21 protein-coding genes and 1 other RNA gene are annotated in these 24,080 nt (G+C 28.9%); 11 read left to right on the top strand and 11 right to left on the bottom strand.

Annotation, left to right across the window (positions count from 1 at the left end; all coding sequences use genetic code 11):
- Positions 1-103: 103 nt before the first annotated feature.
- The 3 genes from H518_RS0113200 to H518_RS21525 form a co-directional block, all read right to left on the bottom strand.
- The gene (locus H518_RS0113200) at positions 104-943 is read right to left on the bottom strand and encodes a tetratricopeptide repeat protein (RefSeq protein ID WP_028889502.1); all 840 of its coding nucleotides are present in this window, start codon (positions 941-943) and stop codon (positions 104-106) included.
- A 121-nt stretch (positions 944-1,064) separates the two neighbouring features.
- Entirely contained in the window at positions 1,065-1,508 is a 444-nt protein-coding gene (locus H518_RS21530; RefSeq protein WP_205618015.1) for a tyrosine-type recombinase/integrase, read from the bottom strand.
- 44 nt (positions 1,509-1,552) lie between these two features.
- Positions 1,553-2,122 (bottom strand): phage integrase N-terminal SAM-like domain-containing protein, encoded by a 570-nt coding sequence (locus H518_RS21525; RefSeq protein WP_205618014.1) that lies wholly within the window; start codon positions 2,120-2,122, stop codon positions 1,553-1,555.
- A 267-nt stretch (positions 2,123-2,389) separates the two neighbouring features.
- Here H518_RS21525 and H518_RS0113190 point away from each other — a divergent pair, with 267 nt between their 5' ends.
- A complete protein-coding gene (locus H518_RS0113190) occupies positions 2,390-2,656 on the top strand; it encodes a hypothetical protein (RefSeq protein ID WP_237275262.1) in 267 nt (88 codons plus the stop codon).
- A 53-nt stretch (positions 2,657-2,709) separates the two neighbouring features.
- On the opposite strand, the gene H518_RS0113185 is transcribed toward H518_RS0113190, so the two are convergent.
- Together H518_RS0113185 and H518_RS0113180 are read right to left on the bottom strand one after the other, a co-directional pair.
- Positions 2,710-5,154 (bottom strand): TonB-dependent receptor, encoded by a 2,445-nt coding sequence (locus H518_RS0113185; RefSeq protein ID WP_028889500.1) that lies wholly within the window; start codon positions 5,152-5,154, stop codon positions 2,710-2,712.
- A gap of 12 nt (positions 5,155-5,166) precedes the next feature.
- A complete protein-coding gene (locus H518_RS0113180) occupies positions 5,167-6,858 on the bottom strand; it encodes a M23 family metallopeptidase (protein WP_205618013.1) in 1,692 nt (563 codons plus the stop codon).
- A gap of 147 nt (positions 6,859-7,005) precedes the next feature.
- On the opposite strand from H518_RS0113180, the gene H518_RS0113175 reads away from it, so the two are divergent.
- The 4 genes from H518_RS0113175 (at position 7,006) to rny (ending at position 9,375) form a co-directional block, all read left to right on the top strand.
- Entirely contained in the window at positions 7,006-7,296 is a 291-nt protein-coding gene (locus H518_RS0113175; RefSeq protein ID WP_028889498.1) for a hypothetical protein, read from the top strand.
- Positions 7,297-7,308: 12 nt separating this feature from the next.
- Complete coding sequence (locus H518_RS0113170; protein ID WP_028889497.1) at positions 7,309-7,596, top strand: cell division protein ZapA; 288 nt, start codon at positions 7,309-7,311, stop codon at positions 7,594-7,596.
- Positions 7,597-7,653: 57 nt separating this feature from the next.
- Positions 7,654-7,760, top strand: a non-coding RNA gene (ssrS, locus tag H518_RS20885) — 6S RNA.
- Between the two features lie 49 nt (positions 7,761-7,809).
- Positions 7,810-9,375 (top strand): ribonuclease Y, encoded by a 1,566-nt coding sequence (gene rny, locus H518_RS0113165; protein ID WP_028889496.1) that lies wholly within the window; start codon positions 7,810-7,812, stop codon positions 9,373-9,375.
- Between the two features lie 55 nt (positions 9,376-9,430).
- On the opposite strand, the gene H518_RS19855 is transcribed toward rny, so the two are convergent.
- Positions 9,431-10,183 (bottom strand): hypothetical protein, encoded by a 753-nt coding sequence (locus H518_RS19855; RefSeq protein ID WP_155995225.1) that lies wholly within the window; start codon positions 10,181-10,183, stop codon positions 9,431-9,433.
- Between the two features lie 806 nt (positions 10,184-10,989).
- Here H518_RS19855 and H518_RS0113155 point away from each other — a divergent pair.
- The 3 genes from H518_RS0113155 to H518_RS0113145 are packed head-to-tail and all read left to right on the top strand — an operon-like array spanning position 10,990 to position 15,039.
- Positions 10,990-11,502, top strand: a complete 513-nt coding sequence (locus tag H518_RS0113155) for a GNAT family N-acetyltransferase (protein WP_028889495.1) — start codon at positions 10,990-10,992, stop codon at positions 11,500-11,502.
- 3 nt (positions 11,503-11,505) lie between these two features.
- Positions 11,506-14,541, top strand: a complete 3,036-nt coding sequence (locus H518_RS0113150; RefSeq protein WP_028889494.1) for an aminotransferase class III-fold pyridoxal phosphate-dependent enzyme — start codon at positions 11,506-11,508, stop codon at positions 14,539-14,541.
- A 60-nt stretch (positions 14,542-14,601) separates the two neighbouring features.
- Positions 14,602-15,039, top strand: a complete 438-nt coding sequence (locus H518_RS0113145) for a YybH family protein (RefSeq protein WP_028889493.1) — start codon at positions 14,602-14,604, stop codon at positions 15,037-15,039.
- A 642-nt stretch (positions 15,040-15,681) separates the two neighbouring features.
- Here H518_RS0113145 and H518_RS20570 read toward each other — a convergent pair.
- The 5 genes from H518_RS20570 to H518_RS0113120 all read right to left on the bottom strand — a co-directional run bounded on the left by H518_RS20570 (position 15,682) and on the right by H518_RS0113120 (position 22,069).
- Positions 15,682-16,821 (bottom strand): energy transducer TonB, encoded by a 1,140-nt coding sequence (locus H518_RS20570; protein WP_081411189.1) that lies wholly within the window; start codon positions 16,819-16,821, stop codon positions 15,682-15,684.
- Between the two features lie 221 nt (positions 16,822-17,042).
- Positions 17,043-17,630 carry a hypothetical protein gene (locus H518_RS0113135; protein ID WP_028889492.1) on the bottom strand — a complete coding sequence of 196 codons (588 nt, stop codon included), beginning with the start codon at positions 17,628-17,630 and terminating at the stop codon, positions 17,043-17,045.
- Between the two features lie 180 nt (positions 17,631-17,810).
- The gene (locus tag H518_RS0113130) at positions 17,811-18,740 is read right to left on the bottom strand and encodes a peptidylprolyl isomerase (protein WP_028889491.1); all 930 of its coding nucleotides are present in this window, start codon (positions 18,738-18,740) and stop codon (positions 17,811-17,813) included.
- 85 nt (positions 18,741-18,825) lie between these two features.
- Positions 18,826-20,448 (bottom strand): hypothetical protein, encoded by a 1,623-nt coding sequence (locus H518_RS0113125; RefSeq protein WP_240472518.1) that lies wholly within the window; start codon positions 20,446-20,448, stop codon positions 18,826-18,828.
- A gap of 31 nt (positions 20,449-20,479) precedes the next feature.
- Positions 20,480-22,069, bottom strand: coding sequence for a peptide chain release factor 3 (locus H518_RS0113120; protein WP_028889489.1), 1,590 nt, complete (start codon positions 22,067-22,069; stop codon positions 20,480-20,482).
- A gap of 107 nt (positions 22,070-22,176) precedes the next feature.
- On the opposite strand from H518_RS0113120, the gene idi reads away from it, so the two are divergent.
- The 3 genes from idi to H518_RS0113105 are packed head-to-tail and all read left to right on the top strand — an operon-like array spanning position 22,177 to position 24,077.
- Positions 22,177-22,695, top strand: coding sequence for an isopentenyl-diphosphate Delta-isomerase (gene idi / locus H518_RS0113115; protein WP_028889488.1), 519 nt, complete (start codon positions 22,177-22,179; stop codon positions 22,693-22,695).
- A complete protein-coding gene (locus H518_RS0113110; protein WP_028889487.1) occupies positions 22,688-23,101 on the top strand; it encodes a 6-pyruvoyl trahydropterin synthase family protein in 414 nt (137 codons plus the stop codon). Before idi ends, H518_RS0113110 begins: the two co-directional genes overlap by 8 nt.
- 4 nt (positions 23,102-23,105) lie before the next feature.
- Positions 23,106-24,077: a type I phosphomannose isomerase catalytic subunit gene (locus H518_RS0113105; protein WP_028889486.1), complete on the top strand. Its 972-nt coding sequence runs from the start codon at positions 23,106-23,108 to the stop codon at positions 24,075-24,077.
- Positions 24,078-24,080 lie beyond the last annotated feature (3 nt).

Here is a 24,080-nt window from a genome sequence, read left to right as displayed (position 1 = left end):
CTAGTATATGAAAAGTAGCGAGTTGTTAGATACGATTTTTCGGCTTATCACTGACTTATATTTTATTATCTTTCCCTTTTTTAAGTACTAAAATCGCTATTTTTTATATACAATGTTGTGCATAGTGCTTTTCAGCAGTTTTATCTCCAATATTTATAGCCTTTTTAAAAGATTCACAAGCCTTATCTGTTTTGTTTACTCTCAAATAACTTAATCCAAGATTTTTATAAACAGCTTTTAATTGAGGTCTTAATTCAATAGTGGTTAAATAATCAGAAATTGATTTTTCAAATTCTCCTAATTTTGCGTAATTATTTCCTCTAAATAAATATAGAGATGGTCTCTTCTTATCTATCTTAATTCCAATAGAAAAATCTATTATTGCATCTTGTGACTTCCCTATTGCCTGATTACAAAACCCTCGGCGTTCATAAAAATCAACATTGTTCTTTTCAAGACTGATTAGTTGATCGAAATATGTTTTTGCTGATGGATAATTTTTCTTGTCAAATTCTGTATTTGCTTGAATTAGAAGATTTCCGATTAATTCTTTTTTTTTTAATTCTTCATCCCAAATACCCATAGTTTTTTCAATTAATGAAACAGTTTGCTCATTTGTAAAACCACGATTGATACTCATTTCACAAATTCTGTAAAGCAATAAATCCCTGTCTAAACCTTGAGATGTATAATCAGTTAATTTTACAACTGTCGTTTTTAGTTTTGCATCTAATTCTGCGGATGGTACTGAACTTAATTCTTCCACTTCAGCTTTAACAGACGCATCCATTGTTTTGGTGTATGGTTTCTTTGGTTTTTCACATCTTGCTTTACCAGTTCCACCGACTACAATTCCATTCTCTCCGTATTTAATTGTTCCTCGATTTCCTGCGCAAGAGTATATAAATAGAACAAAAAGTGATGTAATTAAAATTGACTTCATTGATTTCATATTAAATTATTTTATGGTTAGTCTTTTTTGTTGCATTATGCACAACAATTGGATAAGTGTACCTTTTCTTGTAAAAGGTGCTCTTATTTCTGTTTTATGGGTACTAATATATTTAATCTAAAGGACTTTTAATTGTTTTCAAATTGTTAATTGCAACATGCGTATAAATTTCTGTAGTTTTACTGCTAGAGTGTCCTAATAATACCTGAATATATCTTAGATCTGTTCCGTTTTCAAGCAAATGAGTGGCAAAAGAATGCCTCAGCATATGTGGAGTTACAGTTTTTCTTATATTTGCTTTTAAAGCTGCACTTTTCACTGTTTTCAAAACACTTGAAGCACTGTACTTAGTGTAATTAGTACCTTCAAAAAGATATTTTTTAGGTTTCCATTTGATAAAATAAACTCGTAAATCGGTTAAAATAGTTTTACTAAGAATTGTTAATCTTTCCTTGTTTCCTTTTGTGTCTTTAACATTAATAACCATTCGTTTACTATCTATATCCGTTATTTTAAGGTTTAATAATTCACTTCGTCTAAAACCTGCTGAGTACATTAAACTAACAATACATTTGTGTTTTATATTATGGCTTTAACTTCTTATAAGCTAATGATTTTAGGTAATATATTTTTTTTAATAGGTCTTTCTATTTCATAAAATCGATTAGGCATACTTTCTACAATTTCATAATAAAATTTAATGCTATTTATCATTTGATTTAGAAAAGATTTCGATTTGTTCTCTTTTGATAGTATTGATATGTAGTTTCTAATGTTTATTTCGTTAATTTCCATCAAATTGGTGTTTGAATGAAAATTAATAAATTTCTCAAACATATATATGTAAACTTTAGCGGTATTATAAGCGTATTGTTTTAGTTCTAATTTCTGAAGAAAATTTTCAGGGCATTTCAATTTATTTAAAGAATTAGGTTTGTTTCTGTACCAATCTAAACATAGATTTTCATTTTCCTTTTTTAAGGGTTGGTTTAAGTGAAATTTGTTAGTGTCAACCCATGCAATTCCTTTAAAAATATTGAATATCTGATTAATATTATCTTTATTGTTTACTAAATAAGCAAGCCCATCTTTTTCGCTCCACTTTATTCCATTTAAATTTTTGACAGCCAATTGTACAATTTTATCAGGATAAAATTGAACTCCAATCATCTTTTTGTTTTGAATGAGAAGATGCTTTAATGTAATTATTTTAGTGTTTTTTTATTCATTTAAGTAAATGTAATTATAAAAAAGGATACTAAAAATGGTTAAATCTATGTAATTGTTTCTCAACCGTTAGTAACGAATAATTGTGTAAGTAGTTTATTTTGTTATATTTACAGTATGGTCGTTTGTAAAATATGTAAGGGGAATATTATTGGAAGAAAGGGAAAAATATTTTGTTCTATTAAATGTAAAAATACATATCATCTAAAGTTGAGAAGCGCTACAAGAACTGCTGTTAAAGAAATTGATGTGATTTTACATAGAAATCGTTCTATTCTATTAGAATTAATGGGTAAATATAAAACTCAAATTACTGTAAATAGTATTGAATTGGAAAAGAAAAAATTTAATTTTAAATATCACACACATTCCAATAAGAATAGTAAAGGAAAAACATATTATTATTTATACGATCTTGGTTGGATGATGTTTTCAAATGATGAAATATTAATCGTTAGAAAAAGAAACAAAGTATAGCGAAATATAGGTTATGCTATGTTTTTTAGTGTTTAAAAATAATAATATAAAACCTAAAATTCCATATTAATTTTAAAGTTTAATACTCTTCCAGTCATGTAATTTGGTATACCGTATTGTCTTTTACTATATGCGTCACGAACCCAAGTATTTGTTATCGAGTTACGAATATCAAAAAGGTTGAACAATTCTAAACCAGCAGTTAATTCTTTAAAATTTCGCAAAAAACCAGTTGAATGTTTTTTACTAGCATCTTTAAAAATATAAGATATTCCAACATCAGCACGTTTATAATCGTTTAGTCTACTTTGATATTCATACACATCAGAATATGCAGGTGCACCACCAGGAAGCCCCGTATTGTAAACAATATTTAAATAGGCCTTTAAATCGGGTATGTTCGGAACATAGTCTTGAAACAAAACTCCAAACTTTAAACGTTGATCAGTTGGTCTTGCGATATAGCCTTGATTATTAATGTTTTCTTCAGTTTTTAAATAACCAAAACTTACCCAACTATCGTTACCAGGAACAAATTCACCATTTAAGCGAACATCCAAACCATAGGCATAAGCATTTGTTACATTATCAGCACGATAACGAACACGCACATTATCTACCGAATAAGAATTTACATCAGTTAAATCTTTATAATATAACTCGGTAGTTAGTTTAAATGGACGTTCCCATATTGTAAAACTATAATCATTACCAGCAACTAAATGAATAGATTTTTGCGCTTTTACATTCGGATGTACTTGTCCGTTAAAATCACGTAGCTCTTTATAAAAAGGAGGCTGAGAATACCAACCACCAGAAATTCTAAAAAGCATGTCTTTATTCCAGTCAGGTTTAATTGCAAATTGAGCTCTCGGGCTAAAAGTAAATTGATTTTTAGAATTTTCTAGTCCAGTTGTAACTTTCCAATTATGAGCACGTACTCCAATATTCATCCATATTTCATGGTTGTTCCATGCTGTTTTTCTACTGAATTGTAAAAAACTAGAAAAACGATTTATGTCTACCTCATTTTCAGCCCTAACATTTTTAAATGGTTCGATTGGCCCGGTAAAAGGTTCGTATGGTTGATTGTTACCTGTATGATGTGGCGGGCGGACAGAAAACCCTAAAGAGTCAATAACTTCCCATTCACGTATGCGATCTTTAATGTTTTCAGTCTGATATTTCGCACCAATTTTCCATTCATTATCACCATCCTTTAAAGTAGCTTTAACTTGAATGTTATTAATTAAGGCATCTAAATCGTTACGGGCATGGTTAATTTGCGAACCAATACCTTGTGAAAAAGCAACCTCACCAAAGTTTTCAGAACCAATATTACTATCAACTTCACCTAGGTGATACGATGCGGCAATGTCAAAATATTCTTCTTCTTGTGTATTAAAAGAAGATACAGTTCCTGTTATTTTTAAATTATCATTTACTTTATAATCGGTTGAGAAAGCACCAAAGAGTGTTTTAAATTTATCTTGCTCTTGTCCTTGATAATAAACAATTAATTCTAATGGATTTGCAAGTGTACCGAAGCGAGTTTTTCGAGTTAATGGTTTGTAATTGTAATTATTTAAAGAAAAATTACTTAAAAAATTAAAAGTAAGTTTATCGTTTACTTTATAAGATAAGAAACTCTGTACATCAGTAAAAGTTGGTCTAAAATTTACTTCTACCTGTTTACTATTTACAAACAAACTATTATCTCTGTAACGAACACCTACAATAGCATTTAGTTTGTTCTTAAAAAAAGTATCTTCAATAGCAAAACTTCCGCCTAGTAAGCTTAAATCTATTTTAGCTCCGAATTTAGTAGGTTTTCTATAAGTAATATCTAGTACCGAAGAAAGTTTATCGCCATATTTTGCTTGAAAACCACCAGCAGAAAAATTAATATTTTGAACCATGTGTGGATTAATAAAACTCAAGCCTTCTTGTTGACCAGAACGAATTAAAAAAGGTCGGTATACTTCAATGCCATTAACATAAACTAAATTTTCATCAAAATTACCACCACGTACATTATATTGTGTACTTAGCTCGTTATTATTACTAACACCAGGTAAAGTCATTAAAATATTTTCGACACCAGCATTAACACCTAAAATATTTTTAACTTTATTGGTCGATATTTTTATAATTCCGGCAGCTTCTTTTTTTGTGTTCTTAAGAACAACGGTTTCTAATTCTTGCGATTTAAACTTAAAGGTAGGAGAGAAGCGAATTGTTTTTTTTCCGCGAGAAGTAAATTTTTTTGTAATTGTTTTATAAGAAACGTGGCTAAAAACTACTGTAACCGTTTTACGCATAGGAATGCTAAAACTATAATTACCATTAGTATTAGTTGTTGTACCTTCAGATAAATAGGATATAGCAACACCTTCAATTGGTGTATTAAATTTGTTTGTTATTGTTCCTTTTATAATTACTGTTTTTTGAGCAAAAACAAGTGAAGGGAATATTAGTAAAAGAAGTAGTTTTTTCAATTTTTTTATAATTTATTTTTTAAAGAAGGTAGCAGAAAGTTTTTTTATGTTTCCAACATTATCTGATACTACAAGTTTAAAAAGATGTTTACTACCTACTAGTTTTTTATCAGTAAAATCGTAGGTAAGTATTCCTTTTTTATGATTTAATTCCATTAAAATCCATTTTCCATCAATAGAAGCTCTGTAATTTTTAATACCAGACTTACTATCTTTAATCTTTACTTTTAAAGTTTTATTTTTTGAAATCCATTGACCATTTTTAAAGTTATATAACTTAATTGTAGGCTTTGTAGTATCATAAAGTAACGTATAATTACCTAAATTTTTTGTAGTGGTATATACTTTATCAATTTTCTTTTTAGTAGAAGCATACCAAGGATATTTAGGATTCGTAACATTAGCAATGTACACTTGCTGTTTTTGTTTTTCATTTAAAAAAGAAGTGTTAAATGTTAATGTGTATCTTTTATCTAATGGCATCGTTGGATTATGAATTTTAGCAACACCATTTGTAATAGAAAAATCTATAAAGCAATCTTCATAAAAAGTGTTTTTAGGAAAAGCAATCGTAACATTGTTTAAATTAAATTTATGAAAATTTTTAGCAATAATTTTATAATTGGTGGTATCTTTTTGTTTGAAAACTAAATTACTTTCAACACCTCTAATAGGTATTCTAACTGATGATACGTTATTTTTTAAATCTTTAGCAATAATATCAACATTATAATTTTCGCCATTGTTAATTGTAATTTTACCATTATTAACTAAACCCTCATATAAATTTAAACGATTTGCATTTACCTTATGAGTTTTTTGAACTTTATCTTTATAAGTTTTGTAATGCTTATAGTCAATTAGTAAATTAATATATTTACTTTCAGCAAAAGAAAAAGTTTCAACATCATGGTAATAAACGGTACTACCATTTACTCTCATTTCTAGGCTATAAATACCATTTTTATTTAAGGCTTCACTTAATCTATCAAAAACACTAATACCAAAACCAATAACTCCACTAGCAGTAATACTTTCACTTATGTAATTATTATCTTTTACTTTTTTAAATGAAATAACAGACTTTAAGCTAGAGTTATTTACCCTCGATTGCTCATTTAAAGGATATGCAATTAGTTTTTGAAATGTTGGAGATTTATCATCTTTAGGATCAATACCAAAAAGTAATGGGTTTATAATATGCTCGGTTTTAGTGTCTCTAATTTCATAATGCAAATGCGGACCACCTGAACTACCAGTGTCACCAGTATACGCAATAATTTCACCTTTTTTTAGAGGGAATTTATCTGGTTTTGGGAATAGGTTACCAGTTTGATAATTTTCTTTTTTGTATTGAATACCTTTTATATATCGTTGAATAGTAGGAGCAAATTTTTTGATATGCGCATATACAGTTGTATAACCATTTGGATGTTCTATATATAAAGCTTTTCCAAAACCATATTGCGATACTTTTATACGAGAAACAAAACCGTTTGCAGGAGCGTAAATAGGAATACCTTGTTTTCCTTGAGTTTTAATATCTATTCCTGAATGAAAGTGGTTACTTCTTAGCTCTCCAAAAGTACCAGATAATATGATTGGTATTTTTAAAGGAGGAGAAAAGTAGTCTGTTGGATATTGCTTTTGAGCATTACCAAAATAAAAAAAAAGCAGAAAAAAAGTAGTAAAATATAATTTCAAATCACAGTAGTTTTTAACAAAAATACTAAATTTATGCGAAACACTTAGGTCGCTTATAATCAGTGTTTTGGTAAAAAACAATGAAATAGTTGCTATTTAAAATCTAAAATAATAACTTTGTAGATATAGTTTTATTCTCAAAAATAAATGAGTAACCATTTAGAAGCAATTCATTTACTGGAAGATAAGATAAAAAAAATACTTTATAAGTATGATTTTTTAAAAGAAGAAAACCAGGTATTGCTTCAAAATAATGCAAAGTTACATATTTTAATACAAGAAAAAGAAGAGCAATTAAAAAGAGGGCAGGAGGAATATAGATTGCTGAAAATTGCTAAAACTATAGAAGGCAGTAACGAAAATACAAGAGAAACAAAACTCAAAATAAATACCTTAGTTCGAGAGATTGATAAATGCATTACTCTTTTGAATTCATAAAAAGTTCTTTACATGGCAAAGATTAAAGTTAATGTAGTTATTGCAGGAAGAACGTATCCGTTAAGTGTTAAAGACACCAATGAAGAACAGGGGATGCGTATGGCGGCAAAAAGTATTAACAATCTTATAGCTAAGTTTGAACAAAATTATGCGGTAGCAGATAAACAAGATGTATTGGCAATGTGCGCATTGCAATTTGCATCTAAATTTGAAATAGAATCTTTAACCAACACTAAAGATACAATTGAAATAGTAAATAAAATAAATGATTTAACTAACTTGTTAGATAAACATTTGTAACGTTCTTTAAAATAATAATTATTAATATACTGCCTACATTAGTACATTGTTTGTTAAACTCAACACTATTTATTTAGAAAGGATGAGTCTTGGTTGGTAAAGCATGCCGATTTATCTCGGATCCTTGATAAACCAGTTAGTCCTAAACCTGTTTTCTGGAGTTTATAAAACCCATATTAATGTAGGCTTTTTTTATACAATCAAATTAAAATTATGGATGGAATATTATTTCCTGTATTAGCAGGAATTATAGGATTAGCGATAGGTTTTTTTATAGCTAAAATGTTAGAAAAATCGAATGCTAATAAGTTAATACAAGAAACAAAAAAAGAGGCTAGGAATATTGTAAAAGAAGCGAAAGTAGAGGCAGATGCAATAAAGAAAGATAAAATTTTACAAGCCAAAGAAAAGTTTATTGAATTAAAATCAGAACACGAAAAAGTAATTTTTTCTAGAGAAAAAAAGATTTCTGATGTAGAGAAAAGAACTAGAGATAAAGAAAGTCAAGTTTCTTCAGAATTAGATAAAAATAAAAAATTAAACAAGTCTGTTGAGAAAAAAGGAGCAGATTTTGACTATAAATTAGAGTTTTTAGATAAAAAAGAATCAGAGTTAGATAAAATGCACAAGCATCATGTAGATATGCTAGAGCAAATTTCTGGTTTATCAGCAGAAGATGCAAAAACCGAGTTAGTTGCATCATTAAAAGATGAAGCAAAGGCAGATGCAATGTCGTTTGTACAAAATGCTGTTGAAGAAGCTAAAATGACAGCACAACAAGATGCTCGTAAAATTGTATTAAATACAATTCAAAGAGTAGGAGTAGAACAAGCTGTAGAAAACTGTGTATCAGTTTTTAATTTAGAATCTGATGATGTTAAAGGTAGAATTATTGGTCGTGAAGGGCGTAATATACGTGCTTTAGAAGCGGCTACGGGTGTTGAGATTATTGTTGATGATACTCCTGAAGCAATTATTTTATCATGTTTTGATCCTGTTCGTAGAGAAATTGCTCGTTTATCAATGCATAAATTAGTAACAGACGGAAGAATTCACCCAGCAAGAATTGAAGAAGTAGTAAAGAAAACAGAAAAACAAATTGGCCAAGAAATTATAGAAGTTGGTAAGCGTACAGTTATTGAATTAGGTATTCATGGTTTACACCCTGAATTAATTAAAATAGTTGGACGTATGAAGTACCGTTCATCATATGGTCAAAATTTATTACAACACTCGCGTGAAGTAGCAAATTTATGTGGTATTATGGCGTCTGAAATGGGCTTAAATGCTAAAGCAGCTAAACGTGCTGGTTTATTACATGATATTGGTAAGGTTCCAGAAACTGAAAGTGAATTACCGCATGCTTTATTAGGAATGCAGTGGGCAGAGAAATTTGGAGAAAAACCAGATGTATGTAATGCAATTGGAGCCCATCATGATGAGATCGAAATGAAAAGTTTATTATCGCCAATAGTACAAGTTTGTGATGCTATTTCAGGAGCAAGACCAGGTGCTCGTCGTCAGGTATTAGATTCTTATATTCAACGATTAAAAGACTTAGAAGATATCGCTTTTGGATTTAATGGTGTTCAAAAAGCATATGCTATTCAAGCAGGGCGTGAGTTAAGAGTAATGGTTGAGAGTGCTAAAGTAAATGATACAAAAGCAGCTGAGTTATCATTTAATATTTCTCAGAAAATACAAAATGACATGACCTATCCAGGACAAGTAAAAGTTACAGTAATTCGAGAAACAAGAGCTGTGAATGTAGCTAAGTAATTATATAGTAAAGAATATTAAAAAAGCCTCATCATTTTTGATGAGGCTTTTTTGTTTATCTATTTCTTCTAGATTTTCCTTTTTGTTCAGGAGTTGTTCTCTTAGAGTATTGTTTCTTAAAGTAATTTTTATTTTTACGTCTTTTTAAAAGCTTACCACGTTTTCCTGTTTTTGCATTAGGTATCGCTCTGTAATAAAAAAAGTTATTGTCTTCTTTGTATTTACGGTAGTTGTTTCTAAAACCTCTTTTGTAAAAGTAAACATCATCATAATCAAAAACATTACCAATATTAATGTCGATATCTATATTTCTGTCATCATTACCATGGTAATCATAATCATCGTCGTCATCACTACTACAATAGTCGTTATACTTTACATTTCCATAGAATCTAGGATTTCCCCAACGATCATATCTAACTTTTAAATTTCCAACTTTTGAAAGTTTTCCAAACCTATAATCTATATAAATACGACCAATTCTCTTTACATTTCCTCTAATATCGTAATTTATAAATGTACTTCCTACACGTCTTACTCTACCTTTATAATCACGTTCAATTCGTACTCCATGATTAGATTTAATACGTTTCCCATAGTAATCTGTATACCTAGTGTTTTTATAATGAGTGTTGTAATCAAAATCTCCATTTAAGTACACATGAAATTGAACATTTCTTTCAATAAAGGTAACAGCGTCGTCGTAACGATTTGTAACCCCAATTTCACTAATTGATTTGTTTATGTTATTTGCGTTTACAGTGGCTAATGACATGATTGCTAATAATAAAAGTATCCCTTTTCTCATAATTGATAATTTTAGGGTTATACCTACTCTATATGCTTTTCGGCTACCGCGTTATACTCTTAATTTCAAAGAACGTGCCATAAAATATTTTTAAAGAATCAAAATACTGTAAAAGTATGTATTTATTATTGGTATTGTTTTTATTTTTAGGTGCTTACGTTTTTTTTAGGCTTTCATATTTTAATAAATTATTATAGTACAAAATATAAGTAGTATATACTTTGTATGAAGTATAAAGAGATGTCTTATTAGAGGTTGCTAATTTAGAGTGGTAATTATAAAAAGATATAGAATACTATTAGTTAGTCATTTTGGAGTTAAATAAATTCGTTGTTGAAAATATTATGTGATATTATTTTAATTATAATAGGTATTATTTTACTCTATAGGTTGATGGTATTGAATATAGTTTTTAAGAATTCAATACATTTAGTGTTAGGAATAAAATTTCTAATATAGTTGATAGTTTTATTAATTTAAATGTGTTTTTTAATCATAAAATTTTTAATCAAGAAGTTATGTTTTCTGTGAAAATTTTAAAAAGTAGGAGGGATCTATTCAATAAATTAAGAATAGATAGATTTAAACTCATATTTATTTGCTGAAAAATTATATTTAAATACATTAGCTTTAGCAATAGATAAAAATAAAGCTGTTATTCAAATAATAAAAGGAGTAAAACGTGCCTTATAGCAGAGGAATATATATATGAAGAAATTACTACGCTATAACAGATGAAGGTTTAAATGCAAAGAACTTTAGTTAGAGTACGACACGTATAATTATGTTATTACAAAATAATTAAGATGAAAATTAGATTATCGGTTATAAATGATTTAGAAAGTATCATGAAAATTATTAATGGAGCTCAAAAACTTTTGGCTTCATTAAATATTGATCAATGGCAAGACGGATACCCAAATGAAACTCAAATTTTAAATGATATTAAAAATAATGAAAGTTATGTTGTATTTAATAAAGAAGAGCAAATTATAGCAACTTTTATGTTTACGACAGATAAAGAACCAAATTATAATACTATAGATGGTCAATGGCTTACTAATGAAGTAACAAAATATGGTGTTATTCATAGAGTTGCTGTTGCTCAAAAAACAGTGAATAAAGGTATTGCGAAACATATTATTTCATATTGTGAAACGAGTTTAAAAAAGCAAGAAATTATTGCAATGAGAATAGATACACATAATGATAATTTAGGAATGCAGCATGTTTTAAATAAGTTAAATTATACATACTGTGGTGTTATTACTGTAACCAGTGGCGCTAGTAGATTAGCATTTGAAAAACTATTACAATAAAAAATGAACTACGATAAAATAAAAATAACAGCTGAACAAGCAGAGAATATATTATTACAAGAATTTAATATAAATGGAACTGCAAAAGAATTACCTGGTGAAGTTGATTTTAATTTTAGAATTAAAGTTCAAGAAGAAAATCAATTTATATTAAAGATTTCTCGCCCAAATGAAAATGAAAGCTATTTAGACTTTCAACAAAAAATATTACAACAAGTTGAAAGTAATGGAAAAGACTTACTAGCTCCAAAAGTAATTAAAAACAAAAAGGGGAAAACAATATCTAATATAACGGATGATTTTGGAAATGAACGTAAGGTTCGTTTATTAACTTGGATTTCTGGAAGAGTTTGGAGTAGTGTAAATCCGCAATTAAACCAGTTAAGGTATAGTTTAGGTGAACAATGTGGTAGGTTAACAAAAGCGCTAGAAGGTTTTGAACATATAGAAGCAAAAAGAAATTTTGAATGGGATGTAGCACAAGCACTTTGGACTACTAAGTATATTCACTTATTTGATAAAGAAGAAAAAAAAATACTTGAATATTTTCAAGATAAATTTAAAAAAGAATCAAATTCTTATGAAACATTAAGAAAAGCAGTAGTTCATAATGATGCTAATGATAACAATGTTATAGTATCAAATAATCTTGTTACCCCAAATGTAAAGGCAGCTATAGATTATGGCGATGCCATTTATACACAAATAATTAATGATGTAGCTATTACTTGTGCGTATGCAATAATGCATCATAATAATCCATTAGAAGCAGCTTTATCAATAATTAAAGGATATCATGCTTCGTTTTCTTTAAATGAAGAAGAATTAAAGCATTTGTATGCAGCAATTGCTATGCGTTTGGTGATTTCTGTTACAAAATCGGCAATTAATAAGCAAAAAGAACCAGATAATACATATTTATTAATTTCTGAAAAACCAGCATGGGAGGTTCTAAAAAAATGGATAGAAGTATCATCTGAATTTGCAGAATACTCATTCAGAAAAGCATGTGGTTATTCAGCACATTCAAAAGAAGAAGAATTTAAAGAATGGGCTTCTGAACAAAATGTATCATTTTCGGCATTATTTCCATCAATAAAAAAAGAAGTAATTTATCCATTAGATTTAAGTGTAGCTAGTTTATGGTTAGGAAATACATCCGAATTTAACGATTTAGAATTATTTCAATTTAAACTAAATCAGTTACAAAAAGAACATACTACAAAAATAATAGCTGGAGGATATTTAGAAGCAAGATCGTTATATACATCTAGTGATTATGATCGTTTGGGTAATAACGGAAAAGAAAGCAGAACTACACATTTAGGTATTGATTTTTGGTTTCCTGCTGAAACACCTGTACATAGTCCGTTTAGCGGAATCATTACAACAGTAACTAATAATGATAAATTTAAAGAATATGGAGGGCTTATAATTTTAAAGCATAAAATTAATACTTTAGAGTTTTATACTCTTTACGGACATTTATCAAAAGAAAGTTTAGAAAATAAAAAAGTAGGAGATGCTATTTCTAAAGGAGATTGCATAGGATATTTAGGTAATTCAAATGAAAATGGTAGTTGGGCACCACATTTACACTTTCAAGTAATGTTGTCTATGTTAAATTTTAAAAATGATTTTCCAGGAGTTGCTTATTATTCTGAAATAGATGTTTGGAAAAGTATTTGTCCTAACCCTAATTTACTTTTCAAATCAAAAATATTAAACCAACAGACAAAACAGACCAATGATGAATTAATAACTTATAGAAGAGAACACTTAGGTAAAAGTTTAAGTTTACAGTATAAAGTGCCTGTAAAAATGGTAAGAGGTAATGGTGTTTATTTGATAGATCAGTACGGAAATAAATATATTGATACAGTAAATAATGTAGCGCATGTAGGACATGAACATCCAGCAGTTGTAAAAGCAGGACAACATCAAATGGCAGTTTTAAATACTAATTCTCGTTATTTACATGAAAACATTAACGAGTTAGCAAAAGAGTTAATAACTACATTACCACCAGAATTAAATGTAATACATTTTGTAAACTCAGGTTCTGAAGCAAATGAGTTGGCAATACGAATGGTAAAAGCTAATACAGGACAAAGAGATATTATAGCTTCAGAAGTTGGATATCATGGTAATTCTAATATGTGTATAGATATCTCCTCTTATAAGTTTGATGGAAAAGGAGGGAAAGGAACCCCTGAACATACACACATTATTCCATTACCAGATACGTTTAGAGGAAAGTATACCGATGATGATGCAGTAACTAAATATGCTAAAGAGGTATTAAAACAAATTGTTTCTATTAAAGAAAAAGGAAGAAATGTTGGAGCTTTTATTATAGAACCTATTATATCTTGTGGAGGTCAGGTTGAGTTGCCTAAGGGATTTTTAGTAAAGGTTTATGATTATATTCGTAATGATGGAGGTTTGTGTATTTCTGATGAAGTGCAAACTGGCTGTGGGCGTATGGGTGAAACGTTTTGGGGATTTGAATTACATGATGTAGTACCTGATATTGTAACTATTGGTAAACCGTTAGGAAACGGACATCCTTTAGCTGCGGTTGCTTGTACTCAAGAAGTAGCAAATAAATTTGCAAACGGAATGGAATATTTTAATACGTTTGGAGGAAACCCTGTTTCTTGTGCTATTGGTACCGCTGTAATACAAACGGTTAAAAGAGAGAAATTACAAAAAAATGCTTTAGATGTTGGTAATTATTTAAAAAGAGAATTACAAAAATTAGCAAACGATTACCCAATAATAGGTGATGTTAGAGGTAAAGGTTTGTTTTTAGGTTTTGAATTGGTGGATGTTGATAAAAAACCGTTATCAGAACATGCTTCTTATTTGGCAAATAGAATGAAGGCTCATAAAATATTAATGAGTACTGATGGGCCTGATAATAATGTATTAAAAATAAAACCACCTATTATATTTTCTAAAGAAAATGCAAATGAGTTATTATTTTATTTAAGAAAAATAATTAAAGAAGATTTTATGGTACAATTTAATAATTAAAAGAATGTTTTGGATAATTAAGAAATAAAGTTAAAAAAGATTTTAATTAAAAATAAAAAGATGAATAAAATATATGTATGTATAATATTTGTAATGTTGTCATTAAATTGTTTTGCACAAAAAAATAATGAGGCTAATGATAAAAAAGAAATTTTATCAATAATGCAAAAACAAGAAAAAGCTTGGTCAAATCACAACTTAGAAGGTTTTATGCAAGGGTATTGGAAAAGTGATTCATTGAAATTTTATGGGAGTAATGGATTAACGTATGGTTGGAAAAAGACTTTAGCAAATTATAAAAAAGGATACCCAACTAAAGATCACTCAGGTGTATTAAAATTTAAAATAAATGATATTTCTAAAATAAATGAAGATGCTTATTTTGTTATGGGGGCATATCATTTAACACGCAAGGTTGGTGATGCAAATGGGGTGTTTATGATTATCTTCAAAAAGATAAAAGGTAAATGGAGAATAATAGCAGATACTTCATGTTAATTCAATTTTTATATACTCTTATAATAATTGAATTAACATGAAGATGAGTTTAAATACATAAATAAAATATATATATGTAAGGTTTCTAAGAGTTTCTGATTTTATATGTTATGTGTAGAAAATATAAGGGTAGACGAAGAAAAAAATCATTAATAAATACAATTGTATTTATTAATGATTTTTTTAGTTACAAGGTAAAGGATGAAAATAATAAGATTAGGTTTTAAAGGGCTGAATTGAGGCGAAGAGACCATGCAAGGTGATTTTTAAATGATGATTGTATGATACTTGAGATATACATGTAAATACACTATTAGAAAAATAAAATAACTCGGTAAAATTAATTTATAGGACCTAAGAATAACTAAGTAATTATATATATGTGAGTACTGCAATGAAACTATTCACATTTTATAGATAAATGTGTGAACAATAATGTGGCAATGAGGCTATTTGAAAGATAATAAAAAATCATTATCAAAATATTAACTGCAGTAATAATTTGTGTTATGAATACTTTTCAGTTATAAAATATTATACTACTTTATTACTTTCTATAAATAAATAAACCAGAGAATTTATTTCTCTGGTTTATTTATTTATAGAAAGATTGTTTAATTTTATTTTAATATAAAAAGAAGATTAATTATTTGCCTCAGATTGTAATGTGAAATTTATAGGTATATAGTATTCAACATTAGCAAGCTCTCCGTTTTGTTTACCTGGAACGAATTTAGAAAGTTTAGAAACCATTCTTTTTGCTTCTTGTTCTAATAATTGACCATTTTTAGGGCCTCTCATTCTTATATTACTTACTTTACCATCTTTTTGTATAATAAAACGAACCCAAACTTTTCCTTCGATGTTTTGTACTGCTGCAGCTTCTGGGTAATTAAAGTTTCTTTGAATATGGCTAACCATTCTTTCGTTAAAACAATTAACTTTTTGTACATCAGAAACGTTTAAACATGCTTTAAACTGAGGTATACTTTGTACTTCGTCAAATTTTATAAAATCAGTAATTAATTTTTCTGATTTAACAACTTTCTTTACAGGTTGTTTTTTTACTACTTTTTTTACCGCTGTTCTCTTTGCCACTTTAGAAGCATCAGGGTGTCTAAAAGTAATTGGAATACCATATTTAACTTTTACAGATTTACCGTTATGTTTACCAGGAATAAATTTAGGTAATTTACTTACAATTCTACTAGCTTCTTTCTCTAAAGAAGCACCGTCTTTAGGACCTCTCATTTGAATACCATCTACATTTCCTTCTTCATTTATCGTAAACTGAACTAATATTCTACCTTGTACACCTGCATCAATAGCATCTTGAGGATATCTAAAGTTACGCATAATATGTTTTGACATTTGATTCTCAAAACATTTTGCTTGTTTTATTAATGGAACATTGTTACATTTTTTAAATAAAGGAATTTCTTCAACAAGGTTAAATGGAATCCTTTCAATAGTTTCAGAGTTATCTTCTAATTCAAGCTTACCAACTAATAAAGTATTTTTCTTAATGTTGGCAACTTTTTGTGAAGTACTTGTTCCTCCAATAGCAGAAACAGTTTCATTCTTTTTACGAACGACACGTCTTCTTGTAGAGACCTCGATTGATAATTGTTTTTTTCCTCCATCTTTACCATCCTTAATAGCACATTTAGTAATACTGTTAGGGTCAGCAATAGATTCATCAGGGTTTTCACAAACTTCTTGTTGTGCAACAGCTATCATCGATACAAACATAGCTGCTACTAGTATGGGGAATTTCATCATAATCTCTTTCTATTTTATGGAGTTAACAAGAGTAGTTAACATATTTATGCTGTAAAACTACATAAAAAAATATATCTATGCAAATATGTTTGCGTTTTATTTGTTTCATTAAAGTACTGGTATTGTAGTGTTTAATGTTTTTTGAATAGAATAAGTGATTTTTTTGCTATTAAAGAGATTATTATAGAGTCTCTTTTGTAGAGCTCTTTTTATTCAAAAAATTAATTAAAAGTTAAGTTAAGGGGAAAGGAATATGTAACAATAACTGGTAAACCTTTTTCTCTTCCAGGAGTAAATCTAGGTAATTCATTCATGATTTTATTTAACTCTTTATGTAATAAAGTATTTATTTTTTTGCTCTTTATTTTTGTGTCAATTACTCTTCCGCGAAGGTCAATACTAAATTGCATATATATTTTTTTATCAATGTCTTGATTAATAAATTTATCGGCATTAAATTTTTTAGAAAAATGTTCATTTACTTTCGCTTTGAAACATTTAACATCATTTTTCCGATTTGATTTTACACAAGACTCGAACATTGGAATTTCTTGAACTAATGTAAATAATAATTTTTTAGATAGGTTTGGAGATCTTTTAGTAGACTTACTAATAACTCTTTTTCTGACAGTTTTGGTTTTTATTATTTTTCTAGCCTTTTTTTTATTTTCGGATATTTCACATTTTTTGATAGATATGGTATTTATATCATCAATGGTTTCTTCTGGTGATTCACAAACTGATGCTTGTGAATAAATGGTAAATAAATTTAAGTTTAATAATACTATAAGTAAGGAGAGCTTTTTCATCTTTATATAATTGTTTATCACATTTCAAAGATCAAAAAGAAAAATCATTTACGTTTTAAGTGATTGTCATATGTAGTTTAACTTATTATTTAATAAAGGTTATGAAGGTTAATTTAGCGTAAATAAAAAAAACTCTCTATTTTTAGATAGAGAGTTTTTAAATATTTTAAATATTGAGGGTTATTTTACATCCATTAATTCAACATCAAATATTAAAGTTGCATTTGGTGGAATTACTCCTCCTGCGCCAGCAGATCCATAAGCTAAGTTTGAAGGAATTACAAATCTTGCCTTGTCTCCAACTTTTAATAATTGTATTCCTTCATCCCAACCAGCAATAACTTGTCCCATACCAATAGCAAAATCGATAGGTTGCTTACGTTTGTATGAAGAATCAAATACAGTACCGTCTAATAATTGTCCTTTATAGTGTACAGAAACGTTTGCTCCTTTAGTGGCTTGTTTGCCATCACCGTTTTGTAAAATTTTATAACGTAAACCAGATGGAGTTTCATCATAACCTTTAGCAACAGAATCTAATAATTCTTTTTGCTTTGCTTTTTCTTCAACCTCACGTTTTTCACGAGATCCTTCAAAAGATCTAAAAGCTTCAACAGCATTAAATTTTTCAGCAGTTTCACCTACACGAATAATTTCAACATCCATACTATCTCCTTGTGCTACGGCATCAACAACACTTTGGCCTTCAGTAACACTACCAAAAACAGTATGGTTACCATCTAAATGTGGTGTTGCTACGTGTGTGATGAAAAACTGAGATCCGTTAGTACCAGGTCCTGCATTAGCCATAGATAATTTACCCGGAGCATCATGTTTTAAATCAGGATGAAATTCATCATCAAACTTATAACCAGGGTTTCCTGTTCCAGTTCCTTGTGGACAACCACCTTGAATCATAAAATCACCAATTACACGGTGAAACTTTAATCCATTATAATAAGGTGTTCCTTGTGGTTTTGCTTCATTTTCTAAATTTCCTTCTGCTAAAGCAACAAAGTTACCTACAGTTCCAGGAGTTTTTTCAAATTCTAAATTAACTAAGATATCGCCTTTAGGCGTAGTAAACTTTGCGTAAATTCCGTTATTCATTGTATTCTGTTTTTATTTATAGTATCTTCATTTCTAGAGAAATGAAAAGGTTTCTATTGTTATATAATTTATATTAAATGCAAAATTAGTTTTTTACTGATAAAGTTGAAAGGTTAAAACTTAAACCTATGTTAATATTATTAGATTTTACGTTCCCGAAAGGGGAGTAGTATTTACCACCAGAAGCAAGAATTGCAATTCCATCGGTTATATTGTAGCTTAAACCTAGTGTAGGACGTAGTATAATACCTTCATCAGTATCTACACCAGCTCCACCACCAGCACCTGCCATTAATTCAATAAATCCGCGAGCTTTATCGTTTAAAAAACGAGGAGAATATATTCCTCCTCCAACTAATCCATGAGCATAACCACCAGAACGACCTCCGTAAGCAAAACTAGCTTCACCTGCAACGTATAGCCATTTGTTAAGGTCGTAGTTTACTTTTAAGGCAAGAAGTTGTAAATCGATTTCTTTAGCTTTAAATTTATCATCTGTTTTAGCAACATCAAAATATGTTTGATTTTGAATTTCAATACGTAATCCTTGTGTGTAAAAGTTGGTATAATTTTTTTCTTTGGATTTTGTTCCTCCATTTAAACCGAAATATTTCAATCCGAAACCAACAGTGTAGGCTTCTAAATCTCCAGCAATAGCACGGTAGTAACCACCATGGCCACTTAAAGCTAACTTATCTGATAGTTTTAAATCGATTCCCGCAGAAGGATAAATCATTAATCCACCTTCAGGGGCTACACGACCACCAGCAGCACCGATTCCTAATTTTGTAAAAATATTAATATATTTTGATTGATATGGGTGGTAACCAGCACCAAAAAACAAATCCATAAAACCAGCACGTAAACCTTTGTATATAGCATCGGTATGTGCAAATAAGAAAGTATTTTCATTTAGATATTTTTGATATTCAAAACCAATAACATATAAGGTTTCATTTAAAGTAGTACCATTATCTTTTCTTGAATTACCTATAGGTTTAAAAAAGTCAAAACGAACTTGTTGTGCATTCTTTACAGTTGGTTTACTCCAAAAACTATCTGGAGAAATATTGTTCGCTACAAAATTTTGATGTGCCTTGTTATAATTAGTAAAGCGTAAAATACTTGGTATTTCTACAAAGAATGAAACAGAATTACTTTTTATTTCTCCTGAATAAAAATTTAAATGACTGTATTGAACTCCAAAGGAGTAATTATACTTTTTATATTGTAAGCCTATATTCGGATTTATAAATCCACCATCGTTTACAAGGTTTCTATATCCACCACCACCACCAAAATGGAAGTTAGCATCAAAATAAATGTTTTTGTATAATTTTTTATTTACACCTATTTCCGCACCTAATGTAAATAAACCACCTTGATCTCCTGTAGTTGCAAAATGAAATGCAGCTCCTCCGTATAACCAATCGTTAATAGGTATTTGATAATGCAAACCAGCTAAACCCATTGTCGATTTTAAGTTAGGGAATTTATCGGTAGGCATTTTTACAGGAATAAAGTTCAAACGAACTTTATTTTGCAATTCTTTTCCTTTTAATTTTGATAAGTTTTCTTGACTAAAAGTTATAAAAGAGAAAAACGAAAAGAGAAAAACGAGAAATACATCATTACGAACGTATTGAAGTAATCCATTTAATAAGATTGCTTTATTTCTAACAATGATACGCTGTTTTTTTGTTTTCATTTTCTAAAAATTATTAAATACCAATTATTGGTTATTCAAACTCACTCGTTAAATGTAGTTTTACTGTAGGATATTTACTTTGTGTCATTTGCAGCGTAAAAGAAGAATCTGCTAGAAACACCATTTTACCTTCTTTATCCTTTGCTAAATAACGTTGCTTAACGCGCTTAAATTCTTTGAATTCGTCATTTTTTTCGTCTTCAGCTTCTACCCAGCAAGCTTTATGTACAGAAATGTTTTCATAAGTACATTTAGCTCCGTATTCATGCTCTAAACGATATTGAATTACTTCGTATTGTAAAGCACCAACGGTACCTACAATTTTACGACCATTTATATCCATAGTAAATAATTGCGCTACACCTTCATCCATTAATTGATCTAAACCTTTATACAATTGTTTAGATTTCATAGGGTCAGCATTGTTTACATAACGGAAATGTTCTGGAGAGAAACTAGGTATTCCTTTAAAGTTTAATTTTTCTCCTTCAGTTAAAGTATCACCAATTTTAAAGTTTCCTGTATCATGTACTCCAACAATGTCACCAGGAAATGATTCATCAACAATTTGTTTTTTTTCAGCGAAAAAAGCATTCGGACTAGAAAATTTCATTTTCTTGCCGTTACGAACGTGTAGGTAAGGAGAGTTTCTTTTAAATGTTCCAGATACAATTTTAATAAAAGCAAGTCTATCTCTGTGTTTAGGATCCATATTGGCATGAATCTTAAAAACAAAACCGGTTAGTTTTTCTTCTTTCGAATCTACTAAACGTTCTTCCGCCTTTTTAGGTTGTGGTTCAGGTGCAATTTCAATAAAAGCATCTAATAATTCTTTTACACCAAAATTATTTAAAGCAGAACCAAAGAAAACAGGTTGTAAATCTCCAGCTAAATATTCTTGTTGATTAAATTCAGGATATACTTCGTATACTAATTCTGATTCTTCTCGTAAAGTTTCAGCAGCAGTTTCACCAATAATTTCATCTAATTGTGGATTAGAAAGGTCATCAAATTCAAGAGCTTCTGATATTTTTGTTTTATTATCTCCAGAAAAAAGGTTTAATTTCTTTTCCCAAATATTATAAATCCCTTTAAAATCATATCCCATTCCAATAGGAAAACTCATAGGTGTAACGCGTAATCCTAGTTTTTGTTCAACTTCATCTAATAAATCAAAAGCATCTTTACCTTCACGATCTAATTTATTAATGAATACTAACATTGGTATTTTACGCATTCTACAAACTTCAACCAGTTTTTCGGTTTGAGGTTCAACACCTTTTGCAACATCAATTACAACAATAACACTATCTACAGCAGTTAGAGTTCTAAATGTGTCTTCAGCAAAATCCTTGTGACCAGGAGTATCTAAAATATTTATTTTTTTATCTTTATAAATGAAGGCTAATACAGAAGTAGCTACAGAAATACCACGCTGACGTTCTATCTCCATAAAATCGGAAGTAGCACCCTTTTTTATCTTATTATTTTTTACGGCACCAGCTTCCTGAATGGCTCCACCAAATAATAATAATTTTTCTGTTAAAGTAGTTTTACCAGCATCGGGGTGTGATATAATTCCGAATGTACGTCTTTTTTGTATTTCTTCTAAAAAACTCATCTATAAATTTTAAGGCAGCAAAGATAAGGTTAAATGCTTAACTGTTCAAAGGTTTAATTGTTGAACTGATATCATTTTTGTAAGTTTGCTTTAAGTATATTTTTAAGATGATAGAACAAGTAATTTTAGTTGATGAACAAGATAATCCGATTGGATTAATGGAGAAGATTGAAGCGCATGAAAAAGCATTGTTGCATAGAGCATTTTCTGTTTTTATATTTAATGATAAGAAAGAATTAATGTTGCAACAACGAGCGGCAGATAAATACCACTCTCCTTTACTATGGACAAATACTTGTTGTTCTCATCAAAGAGATGGAGAAACAAATCTGGAAGCTGGAAAAAGAAGGCTTCAAGAAGAAATGGGATTTGTTAGTGAGTTAACCGAAGTTTTTTCTTTTATTTATAAAGCTCCTTTTGATAATGGATTAACAGAGCATGAATTAGATCATGTTATGATTGGAAGTTTTAATGACGAACCTAATATAAATAGAGAAGAAGCTGAGTCTTATAAATGGATGACTTTACAAGCTGTAAAAAAAGACATTGAAGATACTCCTGAATTATATACAGCTTGGTTTAAAATTATATTTAAAGAATCTTACGATAAATTAATAAATGCCTAAAGTAACAGTACATAGAAAAGCGCATTTTAACGCAGCACATAGACTATTTAACCCAAAATGGTCTGATGAAAAAAACTTTGAAGTTTTTGGTAAATGTAGTAACCCTAATTATCATGGTCATAATTATGAATTAATTGTTTCTTTAAGAGGAGAAATTGATAAAGAAACTGGGTTTGTTTATGATTTAGGAAAGTTAAGGGAGTTGATTAAAACAAAAGTAGAAAATGTTTTAGATCATAAAAACTTAAATATTGAAGTTGAGGATTTTAAAAACTTAAATCCTACAGCCGAAAATATATCAGTAGTAATATTTAACAAATTACGTGTAAGTATTCCTGAAAATTTAGACTTAGAAATTACATTATATGAAACACCACGAAATTACGTAACTTATAACGGAACATAATAGTATGATAAACCAACTACTAAGATTTGAACCAATTTTGAAATCTAAAATTTGGGGAGGAGAGAAATTACAAACTTTACTGAATAAAAAATCTGATAAAAAAGATATTGGTGAAAGCTGGGAAATTTCTGATGTAGATGGAGATGTTTCTATAATTAGTAATGGTAGTTTAAAAGGAATAAGTTTAAAAGATCTTATAAAGGAATTTAAACAAGATGTTTTAGGAGAAAAAGTTTATCATATATTTCAAGAAAAATTCCCGTTATTAATTAAGTTTATTGATGCTAAGAAAAAATTAAGCTTACAAGTACACCCAAATGATGTTTTAGCGCAAAGAAGACATAATTCTTTAGGTAAAACCGAAATGTGGTATATTGTTAATTCAGAAAAAAAATCAAAAATGATTGTTGGTTTTTCTGAAGAAACTGATAAAAAATCCTTTTTAGAAACTATAAATTCAGGTAATGAGTTAGAGTTACTTAATATTGACTATGTAAAAAAAGGAGATACTTTTTTAGTGCCAGCAGGAAGAATACATGCGATAGGAAAAGGTATTTTATTAGCAGAAATACAAGAAACTTCTGATGTTACTTATCGAATATCTGACTGGAATAGAAAAGATATAAATGGAAAAGAGAGAGATTTACATTTAGATCTAGCATTAGATGCTATTGATTATTCTGCAAAATCAAATTATAAAGCTGAATATCAAAAGAAAAAAAATAACCCGTCGAATATTGTAGATTGTAAATATTTTACAACTAATTTCTTACACTTAACAAAGAACTATACAATAGAACATTTTGATAAAGATAGTTTTGTTATTTATATGTGTGTAGAAGGAACAGCAATATTTAAGTATGAGAACCAGCAAGAAAAGTTAGAAATGGGAGAAACTATTTTAATTCCTGCATGTATAAAAAAGGTAGATGTTATTGTTGTAAATGCTAAGATTTTAGAAGTTTATATAAAATAATAC

Origin of the sequence: Tenacibaculum ovolyticum DSM 18103 (genome assembly GCF_000430545.1) — a bacterium.
Lineage (GTDB): Bacteria > Bacteroidota > Bacteroidia > Flavobacteriales > Flavobacteriaceae > Polaribacter > Polaribacter ovolyticus.
The sequence above is the reverse complement of the archived record's forward strand: the minus strand, read 5'-3'. Positions and strand labels throughout refer to the sequence as shown.